This is a genomic window from Streptomyces sp. NBC_01429, assembly GCF_036231945.1.
Classification (GTDB): Bacteria; Actinomycetota; Actinomycetes; order Streptomycetales; family Streptomycetaceae; genus Streptomyces.
Genome location: NZ_CP109599.1, coordinates 3,878,331 through 3,894,378 on the forward strand (window position 1 = coordinate 3,878,331; position 16,048 = coordinate 3,894,378).

General features: G+C 68.7%; 18 protein-coding genes, 1 tRNA gene and 4 pseudogenes. 12 read left to right on the forward strand and 11 right to left on the reverse strand.

What is annotated here, in order from left to right:
* Positions 1-34 precede the first annotated feature (34 nt).
* Positions 35-697, forward strand: a complete 663-nt coding sequence (locus OG627_RS16765; protein ID WP_329065884.1) for a LytR C-terminal domain-containing protein — start codon at positions 35-37, stop codon at positions 695-697.
* A 55-nt stretch (positions 698-752) separates the two neighbouring features.
* On the opposite strand, the gene upp is transcribed toward OG627_RS16765, so the two are convergent.
* Positions 753-1,388 carry a uracil phosphoribosyltransferase gene (gene upp / locus OG627_RS16770; protein ID WP_329065886.1) on the reverse strand — a complete coding sequence of 212 codons (636 nt, stop codon included), beginning with the start codon at positions 1,386-1,388 and terminating at the stop codon, positions 753-755.
* Positions 1,389-1,513: 125 nt separating this feature from the next.
* Between upp and OG627_RS16775 the strand changes: the two genes are divergently transcribed.
* From OG627_RS16775 to OG627_RS16790, 4 genes are all read left to right on the forward strand, one after another.
* Positions 1,514-1,744, forward strand: coding sequence for a hypothetical protein (locus tag OG627_RS16775; RefSeq protein WP_329065888.1), 231 nt, complete (start codon positions 1,514-1,516; stop codon positions 1,742-1,744).
* Positions 1,745-1,979: 235 nt separating this feature from the next.
* Complete coding sequence (locus tag OG627_RS16780) at positions 1,980-2,543, forward strand: tRNA adenosine deaminase-associated protein (RefSeq protein WP_329065890.1); 564 nt, start codon at positions 1,980-1,982, stop codon at positions 2,541-2,543.
* A 153-nt stretch (positions 2,544-2,696) separates the two neighbouring features.
* Entirely contained in the window at positions 2,697-3,125 is a 429-nt protein-coding gene (gene tadA, locus OG627_RS16785) for a tRNA adenosine(34) deaminase TadA (RefSeq protein ID WP_329065892.1), read from the forward strand.
* An 81-nt stretch (positions 3,126-3,206) separates the two neighbouring features.
* A tRNA-Ser gene (locus tag OG627_RS16790) sits at positions 3,207-3,291 on the forward strand.
* A gap of 338 nt (positions 3,292-3,629) precedes the next feature.
* Here the strand turns inward: OG627_RS16790 and OG627_RS16795 are convergent.
* The 6 genes and pseudogenes from OG627_RS16795 to OG627_RS16815 all read right to left on the reverse strand — a co-directional run bounded on the left by OG627_RS16795 (position 3,630) and on the right by OG627_RS16815 (position 7,539).
* Positions 3,630-3,758 carry a hypothetical protein gene (locus OG627_RS16795; protein WP_329065894.1) on the reverse strand — a complete coding sequence of 43 codons (129 nt, stop codon included), beginning with the start codon at positions 3,756-3,758 and terminating at the stop codon, positions 3,630-3,632.
* 323 nt (positions 3,759-4,081) lie between these two features.
* Positions 4,082-4,171 (reverse strand): annotated as a pseudogene (locus OG627_RS35520) (alpha/beta hydrolase); the annotation flags it as partial.
* Positions 4,172-4,495: 324 nt separating this feature from the next.
* Positions 4,496-4,777 (reverse strand): (4Fe-4S)-binding protein, encoded by a 282-nt coding sequence (locus OG627_RS16800; protein WP_329065896.1) that lies wholly within the window; start codon positions 4,775-4,777, stop codon positions 4,496-4,498.
* A 31-nt stretch (positions 4,778-4,808) separates the two neighbouring features.
* Positions 4,809-5,117, reverse strand: a complete 309-nt coding sequence (locus OG627_RS16805; protein WP_329065898.1) for a GNAT family N-acetyltransferase — start codon at positions 5,115-5,117, stop codon at positions 4,809-4,811.
* A gap of 570 nt (positions 5,118-5,687) precedes the next feature.
* Positions 5,688-6,941, reverse strand: a complete 1,254-nt coding sequence (locus OG627_RS16810) for an amino acid ABC transporter substrate-binding protein (protein ID WP_329065900.1) — start codon at positions 6,939-6,941, stop codon at positions 5,688-5,690.
* Positions 6,883-7,539, reverse strand: coding sequence for a hydrolase (locus OG627_RS16815; RefSeq protein WP_329065901.1), 657 nt, complete (start codon positions 7,537-7,539; stop codon positions 6,883-6,885). The genes OG627_RS16810 and OG627_RS16815 overlap by 59 nt, the downstream gene beginning before the upstream one ends.
* Positions 7,540-7,988: 449 nt before the next feature.
* Between OG627_RS16815 and OG627_RS16820 the strand changes: the two are divergent.
* The 4 genes and pseudogenes from OG627_RS16820 to OG627_RS16830 form a co-directional block, all read left to right on the forward strand.
* Positions 7,989-8,288, forward strand: a pseudogene (locus tag OG627_RS16820) (IS5/IS1182 family transposase); the annotation flags it as partial.
* A gap of 14 nt (positions 8,289-8,302) precedes the next feature.
* A pseudogene (locus OG627_RS35525) lies at positions 8,303-8,386 on the forward strand (gluconokinase); the annotation flags it as partial.
* Between the two features lie 394 nt (positions 8,387-8,780).
* Positions 8,781-9,248 carry a MarR family winged helix-turn-helix transcriptional regulator gene (locus tag OG627_RS16825; protein ID WP_329065903.1) on the forward strand — a complete coding sequence of 156 codons (468 nt, stop codon included), beginning with the start codon at positions 8,781-8,783 and terminating at the stop codon, positions 9,246-9,248.
* A gap of 276 nt (positions 9,249-9,524) precedes the next feature.
* A pseudogene (locus OG627_RS16830) lies at positions 9,525-10,203 on the forward strand (LLM class flavin-dependent oxidoreductase); the annotation flags it as partial.
* A 77-nt stretch (positions 10,204-10,280) separates the two neighbouring features.
* On the opposite strand, the gene OG627_RS16835 reads toward OG627_RS16830, so the two are convergent.
* Together OG627_RS16835 and OG627_RS16840 are read right to left on the reverse strand one after the other, a co-directional pair.
* Complete coding sequence (locus OG627_RS16835) at positions 10,281-10,556, reverse strand: hypothetical protein (protein WP_329065905.1); 276 nt, start codon at positions 10,554-10,556, stop codon at positions 10,281-10,283.
* 174 nt (positions 10,557-10,730) lie between these two features.
* Positions 10,731-11,066, reverse strand: a complete 336-nt coding sequence (locus OG627_RS16840) for an SCO0607 family lipoprotein (protein WP_329065907.1) — start codon at positions 11,064-11,066, stop codon at positions 10,731-10,733.
* A gap of 267 nt (positions 11,067-11,333) precedes the next feature.
* Between OG627_RS16840 and OG627_RS16845 the strand changes: the two genes are divergently transcribed.
* The gene (locus OG627_RS16845) at positions 11,334-12,728 is read left to right on the forward strand and encodes a PP2C family protein-serine/threonine phosphatase (RefSeq protein ID WP_329065909.1); all 1,395 of its coding nucleotides are present in this window, start codon (positions 11,334-11,336) and stop codon (positions 12,726-12,728) included.
* Positions 12,729-12,749: 21 nt separating this feature from the next.
* Here the strand turns inward: OG627_RS16845 and OG627_RS16850 are convergent, their stop codons facing one another.
* Positions 12,750-13,181 (reverse strand): hypothetical protein, encoded by a 432-nt coding sequence (locus tag OG627_RS16850; RefSeq protein ID WP_329065911.1) that lies wholly within the window; start codon positions 13,179-13,181, stop codon positions 12,750-12,752.
* A 317-nt stretch (positions 13,182-13,498) separates the two neighbouring features.
* On the opposite strand from OG627_RS16850, the gene OG627_RS16855 reads away from it, so the two are divergent.
* Positions 13,499-13,930, forward strand: coding sequence for a hypothetical protein (locus tag OG627_RS16855; RefSeq protein WP_329065913.1), 432 nt, complete (start codon positions 13,499-13,501; stop codon positions 13,928-13,930).
* Positions 13,931-14,086: 156 nt separating this feature from the next.
* Here OG627_RS16855 and OG627_RS16860 read toward each other — a convergent pair whose 3' ends face one another.
* Positions 14,087-15,259, reverse strand: a complete 1,173-nt coding sequence (locus tag OG627_RS16860; RefSeq protein ID WP_329065915.1) for a PP2C family protein-serine/threonine phosphatase — start codon at positions 15,257-15,259, stop codon at positions 14,087-14,089.
* A gap of 90 nt (positions 15,260-15,349) precedes the next feature.
* Here OG627_RS16860 and OG627_RS16865 point away from each other — a divergent pair, with 90 nt between their 5' ends.
* Positions 15,350-15,856: a MarR family winged helix-turn-helix transcriptional regulator gene (locus OG627_RS16865; RefSeq protein WP_329065918.1), complete on the forward strand. Its 507-nt coding sequence runs from the start codon at positions 15,350-15,352 to the stop codon at positions 15,854-15,856.
* Positions 15,857-16,048 lie beyond the last annotated feature (192 nt).

Here is a 16,048-nt window from a genome sequence, read left to right on the forward strand (position 1 = left end):
AGGAATCATCACCGGGGCGCACTACGCTGCGGCCATGAGCATGCTGACTCCCCCCGGCATGGGCGGAAAGTACCGCATCACGGGTTCCAAGTACCCGAAGATGCGCCGCCCCCGTAATCGCCGCAGGATCGTGCTCGCGGCTGTCACCGCGGTCGCCGCACTCGGCCTGGCGGGCTGGGGAACGGCGCAGCTCATCGACGTCTTCTCGGGCGACGGCGGAAAGAGCACGACGACCGCGGGTCACGAGCCCGGCTGCGAGCCGACCGCCTCGGCCTCCCCGGCGACACCCGTCAAGGCGCTGCCCAGGCCCGGCCAGATCACCGTCAACGTCTACAACGCGACGACGCGGGGCGGGCTGGCCAAGACCACGGCCGACGAGCTGGAGAAGCGCGGCTTCGTCATCGGCAAGGTGGGCAACGCGCCGGAGACCTACGACAAGAAGGTCCCCGGCTCCGGGATCCTGCTGGGCGCCCCGACGGCGTCGGACAGCGCGCTGACCGTCCTCGGCACCCAGCTGAAGGGGGCCACGCCGAAGACCGACACCCGCAAGTCCAAGGATGTCGATCTGATCATCGGTACGGCCTTCAAGGCGCTGAACGTACAGAAGGACGCCGATCAGGCGCTGGCCACCCTCAGCGCGCCCGCGAAGCCGTCCTCGACGTGCGGGGACAAGCAGCACCGTACGGCCCAGCGCTGACCGGTCAGGCCCTGCTGATGGCCAGGCCCTGACCGGCAACGCCGTCGGACAGGGCCTAGTCGACGGTCCCGTACATACGGTCTCCGGCGTCACCCAGCCCCGGGACGATGTAGCCGCTCTCGTTGAGCCGCTCGTCCACCGCGGCCGTGACGACGGTCACCGGGGTGCCCGCCAGCTCACGTTCCATCACCTCGACGCCCTCGGGCGCCGCGAGCAGCACGACGGCGGTCACATCGTCCGCGCCGCGCTTGATCAGCTCGCGGATCGCCGCGACCAGCGTGCCGCCGGTCGCCAGCATCGGGTCGAGGACGTACACCTGGCGTCCCGAGAGGTCCTCGGGCATCCGGGTGGCGTACGTGGACGCCTGGAGCGTCTCCTCGTTACGGATCATCCCCAGGAAGCCCACCTCGGCGGTGGGCAGCAGCCGCACCATGCCGTCCAGCATGCCCAGGCCGGCCCGGAGGATCGGGACGACCAGCGGGCGCGGGTGGGAGAGCTTCACCCCCGTCGTACCCTGCACAGGGGTCTGGATGTCGACCTGTTCGGTCCGTACGTCCCGGGTGGCCTCGTACGCGAGCAGGGTGACCAGCTCGTCGGCGAGGCGCCGGAAGGTCGGGGAGTCGGTGCGCCGATCGCGCAGCGTGGTGAGTTTGTGCGCCACCAGCGGGTGGTCGACGACATGAATCCGCATGGCGTCCACAGTAACCGGGGGCCATGGCTGTACGCGCTGCCACCAGCCGTTCAATCGCCGGCCGGCATCAGGACCGGATGGCGGGGGAAGGTGGTGGAGGAGTCTCCTGGAGTGATGAGGCGTCGATGAAGGACGTGAACAAGCGGACGCGGGACCCCGCCGAGCCCGCACCTGAGGCCGAGGGCGCCCCGGAGGGCGAGGCGGCCCCGGAGGCCGAGGCCGCGCGCCGTCGGCGGCGCGCGCAGTTCCTGCGGGAGCTGCACGAGGCCAAGGCGCTGCGCGAGCGGGTGAAGCCGCGCCGCGCCCGCGCCGCGCGGATGCGCCAGCAGATGCGGATGCGCACCTTCCGCTGGTGACCGGCCCGCCGGTGACGGGCGTATCGGAGGCATCGCGGGCATCCTGCGACGAGGGCCGAACAGGGGCCTAATAAAATGCCCCGACGACGCAACGGCGGAAGACCTCTCGCGAAGCGCTCGTTTCTGCCACGATGCCGATTGGGCGGGGCGGAGCACCGTCCCGTACCCGCGGAATCGTCACAGCACATCTCTGCATCTCTGAATCGTCACACCTCAGACCAGTGGGAGAGTCACGGTGTACTTCGCCGCACTGCTCGCGCGCACCGAAGACGGATGGGAAGCGAGCGATACAGATCTCGACGACGTGGAGACCTTGTCGGACCTGACCGACCTGGCCCGCGAAGCCTCGGTGGACGAGGAAACGGTTCTCGTCTTCATCGAGCAGGAGGACTCCTGGTTCGGCATCCTCCGTGTGGAGGGTGAGGAGGACCCCCGGATCTACGTCTCCGACGCGGCCTCGGCCGCCCGCTCCTCGTACGGGGAGATCCTCATTGACGAACTGCTCGGCGGGGACGAGGACGACCCGGCCGACGACCTGGACGCGCTGGACCTCGACGGTACGGAGGACGGCGAACCGGACGAGCGAGACGAGACCTATGACAACGACAACAGCGACGACAACGACGACGACAACGGCGTGACGGACGGCGAGACCGCGCCCGCGGGACCCGTCGGGGACCGTGGCATCCTCACCGATCTCGGACTCTCCGAGGCGGACCTGCTGGCTCTGCGGTCCGACGCGATGGCCGAGATCGCGGAGGCCCTGGGCGCCGCCGAGGTGCTGGAAACGGTCCGTTAGGGTCGTGCGTCCGGACCGGGCCGGGCCCGCGTGCCGAGGTGCCACGCCTCGCGGCGGGCGCTCCCCGGTCCGGCCGGATCCGAACGAGAGGCCCCAGTGACGCCCCGGCACGACCCCGCGCCCGACCCGGTACGTGAACCATGGCGGGCGTCGATGCGCCTTGCCCTGGACCAGGCCGCGCGGGCGGCCCGGACAGGCGACGTACCGGTCGGCGCCGTCGTGCTGTCCCCGCACGGCACGGTCCTCGCTTCGGCCCACAACGAACGCGAGGCCACCGGCGACCCCACCGCCCACGCCGAGGTCCTCGCCCTCCGCCGCGCCGCCGAAAAGCTCGGCGAATGGCGCCTCACGGGCTGCACCCTGGTGGTCACCCTGGAACCCTGCACGATGTGCGCCGGCGCCCTCGTGCAGTCCCGGGTGGACCGCGTGGTCTTCGGCGCCCTGGACGAGAAGGCCGGCGCGGCCGGCTCGCTCTGGGACGTCGTACGCGACCGCCGGCTCAACCACCGGCCCGAAGTGATCCACGGAGTACTCGCCGAGGAGTGCGCCGCCCTCCTGACGACCTTCTTCCGCGACCGCTGACCACCGCCCCCGCCCCACCCCGGCGACCACCGCCGCATACCGATTTCAAACCACGGCCCACCTTGGGCTAAGCTCTCTCTCGGTAGCGTGTCCGAGCGGCCGAAGGAGCTCGCCTCGAAAGCGAGTGTGGGGAAACTCACCGAGGGTTCAAATCCCTCCGCTACCGCTCTCACACCCTCCTGAACCGCGGAAACGCGATCGGGAGGGTGTTTTGCGTGCGGAACGGGAGCCGGCAGGAGCGCAACTGGCCCTGTGCCCTGGCCCCGTTGCACCTTCCCTCGGAGGGATCCGCCACCTGCGGTCCCTCCGAGGTGATGCCCACCGCCGGCACCGTCGCCGACGAGCAAGTCCGCCATCACGATGAGCCCACTCGGATGCGGCCGAGCCGCCCACGAGGAACCCGGCTGGACGGAAAACCTACTCCTGGTGGGATATGTGGTCATGGCTATCGATCACGCACCTCCGGACGAGACCACCGTCAAGAAGTCCGTCACTGTCCCCAGATCACTTGCCCGCGAGGTAGAAGCCCGCACCGGCGCCCGGGGTTTCTCGCGCTTCGTCTCCGACCCCGTTGAACACGCCCTCGCCCTGACCAAAACCAGGGAGATCGTCGAGGCGTACGAAGACGAGCACGGCTCCTCGCTCCCGAGGAGATCGAGGAGGCCCGCCGGACATGGCACGGCGCGTAGCCCCGTCGTTCCCCCGCGCCCTCCTCGTCGTCGACGCACAGCCACTGTCCCTCCTGGCCGACCAGGACCGCAGAATGGCACTGATACTCAAGGTCGCCGAAGTCCGCCGCACCGGACAGGCCGCGAACCACCTGCGCCGGCTCCGCTCCCGACTCACCGTCATCCCCGCAACTGAGATCATCACCGACCGCGCGGCAGAACTACTGGAAGAACCGCACCTCAGTAGCGAACGGCCGATGACGAATGTTTTCCGGTCTCGTCGCGGATCTAGCCGAGGAAGGAGCGCAGGGCTGAATCAACCTCATCTGCGTGCGTCCAGAGCAACCCGTGTGGGGCGCCCTCAATACCCACCATCTCCAGATCGCGGTCCAGCAGCACAGCTCATGCGCATCTCGCCAGCACACTCATCTGGCTCGGCCATGATCGGCAAGACACTCCCTCGCGCCCTAGCGCCGATCGATCGACGACACGCAGCGCCTCGGTGGTGCCGTACTCGGAGAACTGCACTGCGAGGGACATCTGCTCGACTCCTGGCTCTTCTGGGGCATTTACGTGTGAGGGGCGGGCAGCCAGGCGGTGTCTGAGCGCAGGGCCCTTGCGTGGTCGCGGCACGGCCGAAGACGGCTCTGATCTCGGCACGCGGGCCTTCCGGCGCGTCCACGCTCAACTCGCCGCGCACGATCAGCTGTCCGGTGGAGTTGCGCGCAGTTGCGTGGGCCGGTCCGGGGTCTCCGACCCGCCGTCCACGAGTTCGTACCGCAGCGCACCCGAAGGACAGCGCCGCACCACTTCGGCCAGGCGCTCGGCCTCGGCAGCGTCGGGCCGGATCCACGGGCGCTTGGCCGTGTCGAAGACCTCCGGCAGGCCGTCGACGCATTCGGCGGCGTGCAAGCAGCGCCTGGCCTCGAAGGTCACGGTGATCGACCGGCCCTCGTACGCCTTCTTCTCGGTTCCGCCGCTCATACCGGCCTCCGTCGCTTCTGTGCCCGGCTGTTCAGTCGCTGACCTTGCTGCGGGACTGGTACAGCAGGTCCTGGTACTCGGGGTGCCGGGCGATCCACCCCGCGAAGAACGGGCAGGTGGCGAGCACCCGCAGGTTCGCGGCACGCGCCTCGTCGAGGGCGATGCGGGCCAGCGCTGATCCGACTCCCCGGCCCTCGTACTCCGGCGAGACCTCGGTGTGTACGAACGCGACGAGTTCCGCCGTACGGATGTACTCCGCGACGCCCGCGACCTTGGACTCTCCGTCGACCCGGGCCTCGTACCGCCTGGCCTCGGGAACGTCACTCACTTCCACTGCCATGTGTCCTCCATGCGTCCTCTGCGTGGGCCTCGTTCCACATTAGCCTCATTTGGTTGATGCATCAACTTGCTCATGCGCCAGACGGGGCGACGTCCACTTACCGCAACCTCAGCACCCCACCTTGAAGTGGGTACTCACGAAAAGCCGGTGCACCCCTACGGTTGATGACAGATCAACAACAAGGAGACCTCACCCCTGCGCATCATTGCCACCGGAGCCACCGGAGCCACCGGCCGCCTCGTCATCGAGGGTCTGCTGGACAAGGTTCCGGCCGACCGGATCACCGCTCTCGCCGACTACACCATCCCCTGGACCTTCGCCGACGTCTCCTCCGCCGGCGACAAGGCGCTCCCCATCTCCGGCAATGAGGGCCTCGGCGACAGCCGCAGCGGCCGGGGTCGCCCTCTTCGCGTCCACCGGCGGTCATCACCAGCGACATGGTCCAGCTGATCGCCAGGCCGAGCATGCCGATCGCGGACTCCGTCACGGCCGTCGTCAAGGCCCAAGCGAATCGAAACGGGTCGCCGGAATGTCCGGCGGCCTGTCCCGAAAAGCTACGGTTGGCCTCCGTCACTCGGCAGCGAGAGCTTCCGCGTAGGAGAAGACGAGCTCTCCAGAAGAGGATTCCGGCGGGGACACCACGACTTGTCTCGAGCCGTTCTGGAACTGACCGACCTCATGGCCGGAAATTCCCTGGAACTGGACCTGCAGGACATGCGGCTCCGACCACTCGCCCTTGACGCCGAACCTGACATCGCCCATGACGGTCGGGAAGGTCTCCTCCCTTGCGTACGCCGAGAGGCTCGCGTCGTCGAAACCACCGGTCGCTTCGACAGCCTGCGCGACCACCTGCATCTGGGCGTAGGCGAGCGGCACCATGTAGTGCCCCAGGAGGTCGACACCGGCCTCGCCGGCCCGTTCCTGGTAGGTGTTCAACAGTTCCTGAACACCCGGGAACATCATTTTTGGCACCGGCGCCCAGTACTCGTAGTTCACGAAGCCGTTGAGCAACGGGCCGAGCCTCGTCTTCACCGCTGTGTTCTGCGGACCGATCATGGCGCCGCCGACCATCTTCGGCTGGAAGTGGTGAGACCGGATGGTTCGCGCCAGGCCGATCGAGTCGGCCAGGTAGGAGCACAGAAACAGCAGGTCGCTGCCACTTTCGGCGACGGCGTCGATGACAGGCGTGAAATCCTCGGTCGACAGCGGATAGGTGGTTTCGTGGACGACCTTGATGCCGTACTTCTCGGCATTCGCCTTGGCACCGAGAACGGGATTGCGCGAGAACTCGGCATCGGCGGACACGAGCGCCACGGTCTCAAGACGGGGCTTCTGCTCCGCAGCGAGAGCGAAGAACCCTTCCGTGAGTGCGGCGTTCGGGTCCGGCCCGGTGGGGGTCATGGCGAAGTAGTGCGGACAGAGCAGCGCGTTGTTGACGCCGAGACCCATCAGCCCGACGAAGAACCGCTCCCGCTCCACGATCAACGGCATGGCCGGCAGCAGGGTGTTGGTGCCGTATCCACCAATGACGAGATCCACCTTGTCTTCGTCGATCAGCCGCTGGTAGAGGCCGAGGACGAGATCGGCGTTCGCCTGATCGTCGTAGCAGACGAGTTCGACCGGGCGGCCGAGCAGGCCGCCCCGGCTGTTGATCCCTTCCCGCCAGATCTCATGAGCGAGACGGGCCGACCGGCTGTTGTCCGCGAGCGGACCGGTCAGCGACAGGCAGTACCCGATACGGATCGGTGCCGGGGCGGTAGCGATGTCAGGCCTCGCTTCCGGTGGGCGTGGCCAGGAGTTGCATCTCCCAGGCGAAGGCCACACCGCTGGCACCGCCGTGCTGCGCCTGGACCTCGACGGCGCCCGGCACGGTCTTCTCACGGGCCCAGTCGCGCTGCCACTCGCCCAGCACGGCCATCCAGGTGATCGGAACCACGCCGGCCTGGACCATGCGCCGCACGGCCATGTCGTGGGCTTCCTTCGAGACACCGCCCGAGGCATCGGTGACGACGAAGACCTCGAAGCCCTCGCCCGCTGCCTGTATAGCCGGCATCGCGACACAGATCTCCGTCCAGAGACCGGCGATGATCAGCTTCTTGCGTCCGGTCGCCTTGACGGCGTCCACAACGCGCTGGTCCTCCCAGGTGTTGATGAAGGTCCTGTTGATCGGCTTCTGCTCCGGGAACACATCCTGCACCCCCTGGAGGAGAAGGCCGCCGCGCTCCTCCAGAACGGTCGTCAGAATGGTCGGGACGTCGAACGCCTTGGCGGCCTTGGCGAGTCCGATGACGTTGTTGACAACCATCGTCGGTTCGTGGCTGTGCAGGTTGGCGACCTGAAACGGCTGGTGGTCGATCAGTACGACAACGCTCTCCTCGGGCGTCAGCAGTGCCTGAAGTCCGGTCTTGGCTTCCATGCTCATGGGACCTCTCTCCGGGTGTTCGTGTCTGCGGGTTCAGACGGGACACCGTCGATCTCGACGCCGGCGATACCGCCGCACGTGTTCTCGCCGACGCCCCTGAGACCGAGTCGGCCGAGCATCACGCTAAATCGGTCGACGCAGCCCTACTACCGGGCGCAACCTCCGAACTAGATGACGCATCACCTACATTAATGCTGACCACTTGATGCGTCAACTAAACGCCAGCCCGCGTGCGTTCGAGCCGCGAGGGTGACGTGGGAGCCAGAAGTTGATGCATCATCTACTCCTGGAAGACACATCCACAGCTGCGAGGTCCGGGCGCCCGCAAGGAATGCGAGGCACCGGCACATCACTGGTCGCCGCGATGGGTGCGCCGGGGACCGGCAGGACCGCAATCGGCCCCCTGCCTGCCGCCCGGCCAGAGCGTGCCTCCTTGATGGGTTTGTCAGTTCCAGACCGCCCACAAACGCCTCACCAGATGGGCCATGGACGGCATTTGGGGGGCTGGACAGTTTCAGTCGACTCCACCATCGGCCGGGCTCACCACATGTGGCCGGGCACGGAATAGGGTGATCCAGGTCGATCCGAGCACGGCGATCGCGCACTCGGGCGCTCTCGCGGCGACTTGAGCACGAGAGGTCCACCCGGTCAGCGACAATCAGGCACGACCTCTGACTCTCCACTTCACAGCGGGCCAGGCCGGTCCCGCATCCGCGTTCGAGGCGATCATGGCCAAGATCCGTGTCCCCAGTACCCACCGCGCTGCCTGGAGTCCCAGTCAGCCACGCTTCAACCGCTGGAGACCGACGAGGCGGGCGTGGCCGTCGACGTGGCAGGCGGCCCAGAAACCGGGCCACACCAGTACGAACGTGTCGCACCGAGACCGACACCGGTCGTCCGCCACTCCACCGCCGGTTCCGTGCAAGCCACCACGCAACGGCCCCAATTGAGCCCCCGAACGACCAGGGACAGGCCGCGAGGAGCCTGGCCGTCACCGGCACGTCAGATGAGGCTTGCAATCAAGGAGCCGCCTGCCCCCAGCAGCCGGACCAAGGTCGAGAAGTTTCACAACCAGACGTCCTTCTACCCCGGCGTCCGAAGGGCGAGTCCCCGACCACGTACACCTTCCGCGAGGCGTCAAGAATGCCGACGCCCGCACCCCCGGACATTCCGGGCATCTGACGGAATCGGCCACGTCAACGGGATAGATGAGCTGTCAACGTTTTCGTTACACTCCCTCAATGAACGCAACGCCTCGCTGGCTGACCTCGGAGCAGAAGGCCGCCTGGGACAGTTTCATCCGCATGCAGGAGACGCTCATCGGACGACTCTCCCGCCTGGTCCAGGCCGACTCCGGCATGTCCGCCTCCGACTACATCGTGTTGGCGAGTCTCACCGAAAGGGGCGGCGGACGGATGCGCTTCCTGGACCTGGCCAATCTGGTGGAGTGGGAGAAGAGCCGCATGTCCCACCAGGTCAGGCGGATGACGAAGCGCGGGCTCTTGGCCAGGGAAGAATGTCCCGACGACGGACGCGGAGCGTTCATCATCGCCACCCCGGCCGGCTGCAAGGCGATCGAAGACGCCGCGCCCGTGCACGTTGCACACGTCCGCCGACTGTTCATCGATGCCCTCACGCAGGAAGAACTCGATACGCTCGCCCGGATCTCGAACCGCGTCCTCGAACATATGAAGAAGCAGCCTGACTGACCGATCCGAATTTCGACCAGTTCACGGCCGGGCGAAGTCGGTCTCACGCCGGCTCGGTGAGGGCGTTCTGATGTGCCAGCCGCCAGCCAAGTTTCCTCACGCTACCCACGCCCGCACGGGGAGGGCGCAGAATTAGTTGATTGATCAACATACACCGTAGGGCAATATCGCCGACTCGTCCACCGCCGGCTTCACGGTGGCGTCGCGGCAGGAATACCCGTGCCCAGTATCACGTACCCCGAGAGTTGATACATCAACCATACAGGGGTGGGTGCCGTGCAGTTCGGGATCTTCACCGTCGGCGACGTAACACAGGACCCCATCACCGGGCGGACACCGACCGAGCGCGAGCGGATCAAGGCCATGGTCGCCATCGCGCTGAAAGCCGAGGAGGTCGGGCTCGATGTGCTCGCGACCGGTGAGCACCACAACCCGCCGTTCGTGCCCTCCTCTCCCACCACCATGCCGGGCTGGATCGCCGCACGCACCGAACGCGTCATCCTGTCCACGTCCACCACACTGATGACCACCAACGACCCGGTGAAGATCGCCGAGGACTACGCGATGCTCCAGCACCTGGCCAACGGCCGGGTGGACCTGATGACGGGCCGCGGCAACACAGGCCCCGTCTATCCCTGGTTCGGCAAGGACATCCGCCAGGGCATCAACCTCACCATCGAGAACGACGCTCCTGCACCGCGTGTGGCGCGAGGACGTCGTGAACCGGGAGGGCAAGTTCCGTACACCGCTACAGTCGTTCACCGCCACGCCCCGGCCGCTGGACGGCGTACCGCCCTTCGTGTGGCACGGCTCCATCCGCTCGCCCGAGATCGCCGAGCAGGCCGCCTACTACGGCGACGGATTCTTCGCCAACCACATCTTCTGGCCCATGGAACACTTCCAGAAGCTCATCAGTCTCTATCGTGAGCGATCTGACCGCTTTTCACCGGGCAGTGACCGATCAAGGCCCGCCCGCCCATGACTAATGCGAAGGCGCGGTGGTCCGCGGGCAGTAGCTGGGCCAGCGGCACGTCACTCGTCGATCCCGCCGACCGCATCGATCTCCTCCGCGGTCAGCCCGGTCAGCAGCATCACGTCCGACTTCAGCGATCCGTCCAGTACCTGAAGCGCTTCGACCATGCCGACCCGCAGGTCCTCACGACGCTGCGCCAGATAGACACGTACCGCCTCAGCGACAAGATCCTTCTTGGTCAGTCCCAAGAAGTGCGCGCCCTGACTGATGAGCTTGTCCGTATCCAGGTCCACCTTGAGCGGTGCCTGCCGAGCTGGCTTCGCAGCCGTAGTCATCACCATCACCTCGAAACCTAAGTACCTCGATCGGGCCACGGCTCCGCAAGGTCTGGTCGAACTCGGCACGGCGAACCCAGATGGGCCACTCCGAACACCGGCTCCAAGCCAGCCCAGATATCAGTTACACACCGTAACGCGGGTCCCCGGCCTGGCCCGGCGGTCGTCGCGTCGTCACTTGTCGTCGGGGGCCTTGATGATGGCGCCCTTCTCGTCAACGGTGTGGGTCTCCCAGTAGACGTCCCACTTGTCGCCGACGCGCTTGGGCTCCTTGCCCTCCGGGTAGCGGGCGTATCCCTTCGGGGGCTCTTCGTCCTTGGGGACGCACGCGCTGCCGGTGCTGCCCACCGCGATCACCCCGTATTCGTCGCCACCGCAGCTCGCGTCCTCGATCGAGCAGCCGGTCAGTGCCGCGACGGCCGCGCAGGCCAGGGCGAGGCCCGCGGCCGACCGGATCGTGCGTCTGCCGCGCGGGCGGGCGGGGGTACGGGGTCCGTCGGTGTTACGCATGGCCGGCTCCTCGAAATCGGGTCTGTGCGGGCCATCCTGCGAGACGGCTCGAAGACAGGCGTGAGTACAAGTACTCATGTTCGGACGTGACTTGACTCAGAGGCCGCCGGGAGGCCGCGACGCGCGGTGGAAACGGGCCCGGCCGGGGCGGGATCGCGGCCGGTGCTCATTTCCGCTCACTCGTCTAGGCTCCGATTCGCGGCACTGGACGTCCGGGCGCATTGGTCCGGGCGTGAGAGGGACCGTGACGAGGGCAGGAGACCGGACGTGACGACGAGAAAAGCGGTTCTGCCCACCGCAGTGCCCGCGGGAGTGCCCGCTGGCGAGCTGCCGAACGCCGTGTTCGATCCCGCCAGGCTGGCCGCGGTGGCCGCCTCCGGGCTGCTGGACACCGCTCCGGAGGGAGCCTTCGACGATCTCGCCCAGCTCGCGCTGGTGATCACGGGCGCGCAGAAGGCGTTCTTCACCGTGGCCGACGGGCGCCGCTCGTTCTGGAAGGCCGCGCTCGGCATCGAGCCGGGCGGCGCGCGTGAGAACGACATCCGCGACAGCCCCTGCCACGTCCTGATCGGCACCGGAAAAGAACTGATCGCCGAGAACGCGGCCACCGACCCACGCGTCAGGGACCTGGCCGCGGTCGACGCCCTGGGCATCGGGGCATGGGCCGGCTTTCCGGTGGTCTCGCCCGACGGGCACGTGCTCGGCGGGTTCTGCGTGGTGGACAAGGACCCGCGTCCCTTCACCGGGGAGCAGTCCCACGCGCTGCGGACACTGGCCCGGTCGGTGTCCTCCGAGATCGCCCTGCGGCAGGCCCTGCGCCAGGCCCGCGCCTCGGGGGACGCCTCAGCGGCGCTGGCCCGTACCCTCCAGGACAGTCTGCTGCCGCCCCGGCTGCCGAACGCGCCGGGGCTCGACGTGGCCGCCGTACATCTGCCCGCCGACGCGACCGAAGCGGCCGGGACCGAGGTCGTCGGGGACTTCTACGACCTCTTCCGCACCCGGGGCGAAAGCTGGTGCGCGGTGATGGGCGACGTCTGCGGCAAGGGCATCGACGCCGCCAAGGTCACCGCCCTGGCCCGCTACACGCTGCGCGCCGAGGCCACCCAGCACGCGCGGCCCGCCACCGTCCTGCACCGGCTGCACGAGGCGGTCACCGGGCAGCGGGTCAGCGAGCGGTTCCTGACCGTCGCCCTGGCCGCGTTCGGCCCGGACGGGGCGGAGGACGGGAGCAGGAGCGGGGACGGGGACGGGCATGGGAACGGAGACGGGGACGGGAACGGAATCGTCGGCCGTTACGCCAGCGCCGGCCACCCCCCGGCGCTCATCCGCCGCGCGGACGGCGCCGTGGAGGAGCTCAACGCCGCCGGGATGCTGCTCAGCCCCCTGCTGCCGCCCGCCCACGACCACTTGGAGGACACCGTCTTCCACCTGCGCCCCGGGGACGCGCTGCTCCTCTACACCGACGGCATCACCGAGGCCCGCGACGGCCGCGGCCCGCTCTTCGGCGAGGAGCGCCTCGCCGACGCGCTGGCCGCCACCCACGGCGCCGACGCCGCCACCACGCTCAGCATGCTGTGGCGGCGGGCGTCCGAGCACTCCGGCGGGCAGGCCGCCGACGACACCGCCCTGATGCTCGTGCGCGTCACCCCGGCGCTGCCCTGACACCCCGCCCGCGCGGAGCGGTCAGCCGGCCACCGGCAGGACGGCGGCTATCGCGTTGCGGTCCTTGCGGGCGGCCAGCGGGAAGACGATCTTCAGGCCCTGCTCGTTGTCCGGCGACGAGACGACGAAGGACGAGTTGAGCACGCGCTCCTTGATCTCCGTACGGACCAGACCCGCGCGCGGAATCGTCATCAGGTGCTCCTCCGGCCGCGCGAACGTCGGGTTGGCGCGGAAGACGAAGACGCGACGGTCGGTCATCGCCAGGTACATGGGGGCCGGCACCGGGATCACGGCCATCCCGCCGCTCACCACCGCCGAGGCCGCCGCGAAGGCCGCCGTCCTGCGTACGGAGACGGAGCTGAGGTTCACGATGGTCGCCACCTCCACCCGCTCCTCCGGTTCGAGCATGGGGTCGAGGGCGGCCAACAGCAGGCGGCGGCGCTTTCCGTTCACGGCTGATACTCCTGAGACATCGGGCTGAACCGAACGGCACGCCCCCGTACGGCATTCGACTTCCCGGGCATCGCCGCGGGCAGCCCGCCACCCGTCGCACAGCCGCGGGCCGGACCACCTCGCGAGGCCCGGCCGGCGTGAGTCGTCGGCACACCTTGCCATACCCGCGCGCGAACCCGCCCCGGGTATCCGGGCAGGGGCCCGGCGGACGCGGCGCTCTGCCACTTGGCCCTGCCCACGTGCGGTCCGCCCGCCGACCGCGTGGACTGCTCCACGGGGTGGAGCGGACGGGAAAGGTCCAGAGAGGAGTCGGTCCGGTGAGAGAGCGCCGAGGAATCGCCGCGCACCTGGTCACCCGCGTCGTGGGGGCTCTGCTGTGCCTCGGCGTCGCCGCGATCCACGTCAGGGACCAGGGCGGAATCCCCGGCTCCCAGTCGCCCCCGTACATCGCCTCTCTGTTCTGGGCGCTGGAGATCGTCGCCGTCCTCACCGCGCTGCTGCTCCTGGCCGGTGTCATCGGGCCGGGCTGGTTCCTCGCGATGGGCGTGGCCGCCGGGCCCCTCGTCGGTTACGTCCTCACGCGCGGCCCCGGGCTGCCCGACGACCACGGTGACGTGGGCAACTGGAGCGACCCGCTGGGACTGGTCAGTCTCGCCTTCGAAGGCGCCCTGCTCATCCTGTCGGTGACCTGCTTCCTCCTGCGCGGCACCCGACGCGCACCGCGGCACGCCGCCGGCCGCGGGCTCTGACACGGCGGACGGCGGTACGTGGCGGCCACCGCCGAGTCAGGACGCCTCAGAACGCCTCAGGACGTCTCAGGACGTCTCAGGACGTCTCAGGACGTCTCAGGACGTCTCAGGACGTCTCAGGACGTCTCAGGACGTCTCAGGACGTCTCAGGACGTCTCAGGAAGTACGGCCGTACCAGTCCAGGCAGACGATCATCGCGTCGTCGTCGGCCTGCGACGGACCCCGGTGGCCCGCGAGTTCTTCGAGCATCGTGCGCGGTACGTGCGAGGGGGGAAGGAGCCGGGTGTCCCGCATGACACGGGCCAGCGAGCGCTCCCGGTAGCGCTCGCCGCCCGGGGAGGCTACGTCGTAGACGCCGTCGCTGATGAACAGCAGGCGGTCGCCGGGCAGGACGTCGAAGCGCTGCTCGGTGTAGGCGGTGTCCTCGAACATGCCGAGCGGGAGCTGCGCCTCCGGCTCGATCGGTTCGACCGTACCCGCGCGCAGCCGCCAGATCTTGGGCGAGCCCGCGTCGATGATGTCCACCCTGCCGGTGGCCAGATGGAAGCGCAGCAGAAGCGTCGAAAGGTGCGCCGCGCCCTCGTAGTGCCCGTACAGCGCCTGGTCGGCGAGGCTCGCCTGACCGATCAGGTCGAGTCCGGCCCGGCGGGCGTTGCGCAGGGCGTTGACGGCGAGGTTGGTGAGCAGGGCCGCCTCGATGCCCTCCCCCATGCCGTTGGTGACGGTGAGCGTGAGGTGGTCGGCGGAGGCGGACCAGTCGAAGTTGTCGCCGTGGATGGCGTAGGCGGGTTCCAGCTGTCCGCCGAGGGAGTACTCGGACCGGGAGCAGGCCCGCCCGGGGAGGAGCTGCCACTGCATCTCGGCGGCGAGGGTGAGGCGGTCCGCGCGCCGCGCCTGGAGGTAGAGGTCGGTGTCGCGTTCGGCGACGAGGATCTCCCGGCCGAGGACATCGGCGATCTCCGCCAGCTCGTCCAGGACCGGTGGGGAGTACCGGTCGGCGGGCAGCGTGACGGACAGCACGCCCAGCCGGTCCCCGCGTACGGTGACGGGGAGGTACGCGGTCACGGTGGGCGGCCCGTCGCCGGTCACGACGTGGGGGCTCTGCGCGCCGAAGGCTCTCCCCGGGGGACTGGTGTGCACGGAGAGGGGCTGTGCGGTGTATGGAAGGACGTCGACCGGCTGGAGTATGGTCATGGCGTAGTCGGCCATCAGCAGGTTGACGGCGCTCGCGCCGAAATGTCCCGTCAGTGCCGTACGGACGGAGTCGAGGAGTTCGTGGGGGGCCGCGCCGCGCATGGCGCGTTCCACGGCCGTGAATCTGTCCGCCATGTCACGACCGCTTTCTCGGGGAACTGGAATAAGGGAGCAGGGCGCCGTCCGGACCATCCGGGCCGCCAAGGCCGTTCGGAGTGTCACGGTATGGGTGTGGATCTCTCTGCCTCGCACAGAGAATCTCACGAGGCCGCACAGGCGGCGCGTGAGGTCATCGAGTTGCTGGAGATACTGTGGGAGCGGGGCCGGGACGCCGTCTCCCCCGCCCCCGTCTCGACGTCCCAGCTGCGCGTTCTGTACGTGCTGGAGCGCGGCGACGGCATCAATCTGCGCACGCTGGGCGAGGCGCTGGGCGCGGCGCCGTCCTCGGCCAGCCGACTGTGCGACCGGCTCCAGGCGCTGGGCTTCATCGAGCGGGCGCCGAGTGAAGTGAACCGCAGGGAGCGGCAGTTGCGGCTGACCAGCCGGGGCGAGTCCTACCTGCTCGATCTGCGCGTACGCCGCGAGGAGGCCCTGCTGTCGGCCATCGCGACGCTGCCCCCGACGACGCGCAGGGCGCTGACGGAAGGGCTGACCGGATTCCGGGGAGCGGTGGACGCCGTGTCCCCGATGCCCGGCCCGACGCGACTGGACGACACCGCGCGGCCTGCTTGACGTCGTCGTGGCGTGTTTGACACCGCCATAGTCGGCGTGACCGCCCGACCGCCCGACCGCCCGACCGCCCGACCGCCCGACCGCCTGACCGCCCGATCGCTCGGCCGATTCGCCCGCTTTGACCGTATTGCCCGCCTGAGGACTTGGCGGCTCGGCACCCTCGTCCGCCCGACCGCTCCCGCTCCGCCGCGT

Coding starts and splice junctions, on each gene's coding strand:
- OG627_RS16805 (WP_329065898.1), bottom strand. CDS start 5,117: ATGGCAGTGGAAGTGAGTGACGTTCCCGAGGCCAGGCGGTACGAGGCC.
- OG627_RS16865 (WP_329065918.1), top strand. CDS start 15,350: ATGGGTGTGGATCTCTCTGCCTCGCACAGAGAATCTCACGAGGCCGCA.
- upp (WP_329065886.1), bottom strand. CDS start 1,388: ATGCGGATTCATGTCGTCGACCACCCGCTGGTGGCGCACAAACTCACC.
- OG627_RS16775 (WP_329065888.1), top strand. CDS start 1,514: ATGAAGGACGTGAACAAGCGGACGCGGGACCCCGCCGAGCCCGCACCT.
- OG627_RS16815 (WP_329065901.1), bottom strand. CDS start 7,539: ATGAGCATGGAAGCCAAGACCGGACTTCAGGCACTGCTGACGCCCGAG.
- OG627_RS16860 (WP_329065915.1), bottom strand. CDS start 15,259: ATGGCGGACAGATTCACGGCCGTGGAACGCGCCATGCGCGGCGCGGCC.
- OG627_RS16840 (WP_329065907.1), bottom strand. CDS start 11,066: ATGCGTAACACCGACGGACCCCGTACCCCCGCCCGCCCGCGCGGCAGA.
- tadA (WP_329065892.1), top strand. CDS start 2,697: ATGCGCCTTGCCCTGGACCAGGCCGCGCGGGCGGCCCGGACAGGCGAC.
- OG627_RS16765 (WP_329065884.1), top strand. CDS start 35: ATGAGCATGCTGACTCCCCCCGGCATGGGCGGAAAGTACCGCATCACG.
- OG627_RS16800 (WP_329065896.1), bottom strand. CDS start 4,777: ATGAGCGGCGGAACCGAGAAGAAGGCGTACGAGGGCCGGTCGATCACC.
- OG627_RS16825 (WP_329065903.1), top strand. CDS start 8,781: ATGAACGCAACGCCTCGCTGGCTGACCTCGGAGCAGAAGGCCGCCTGG.
- OG627_RS16835 (WP_329065905.1), bottom strand. CDS start 10,556: ATGACTACGGCTGCGAAGCCAGCTCGGCAGGCACCGCTCAAGGTGGAC.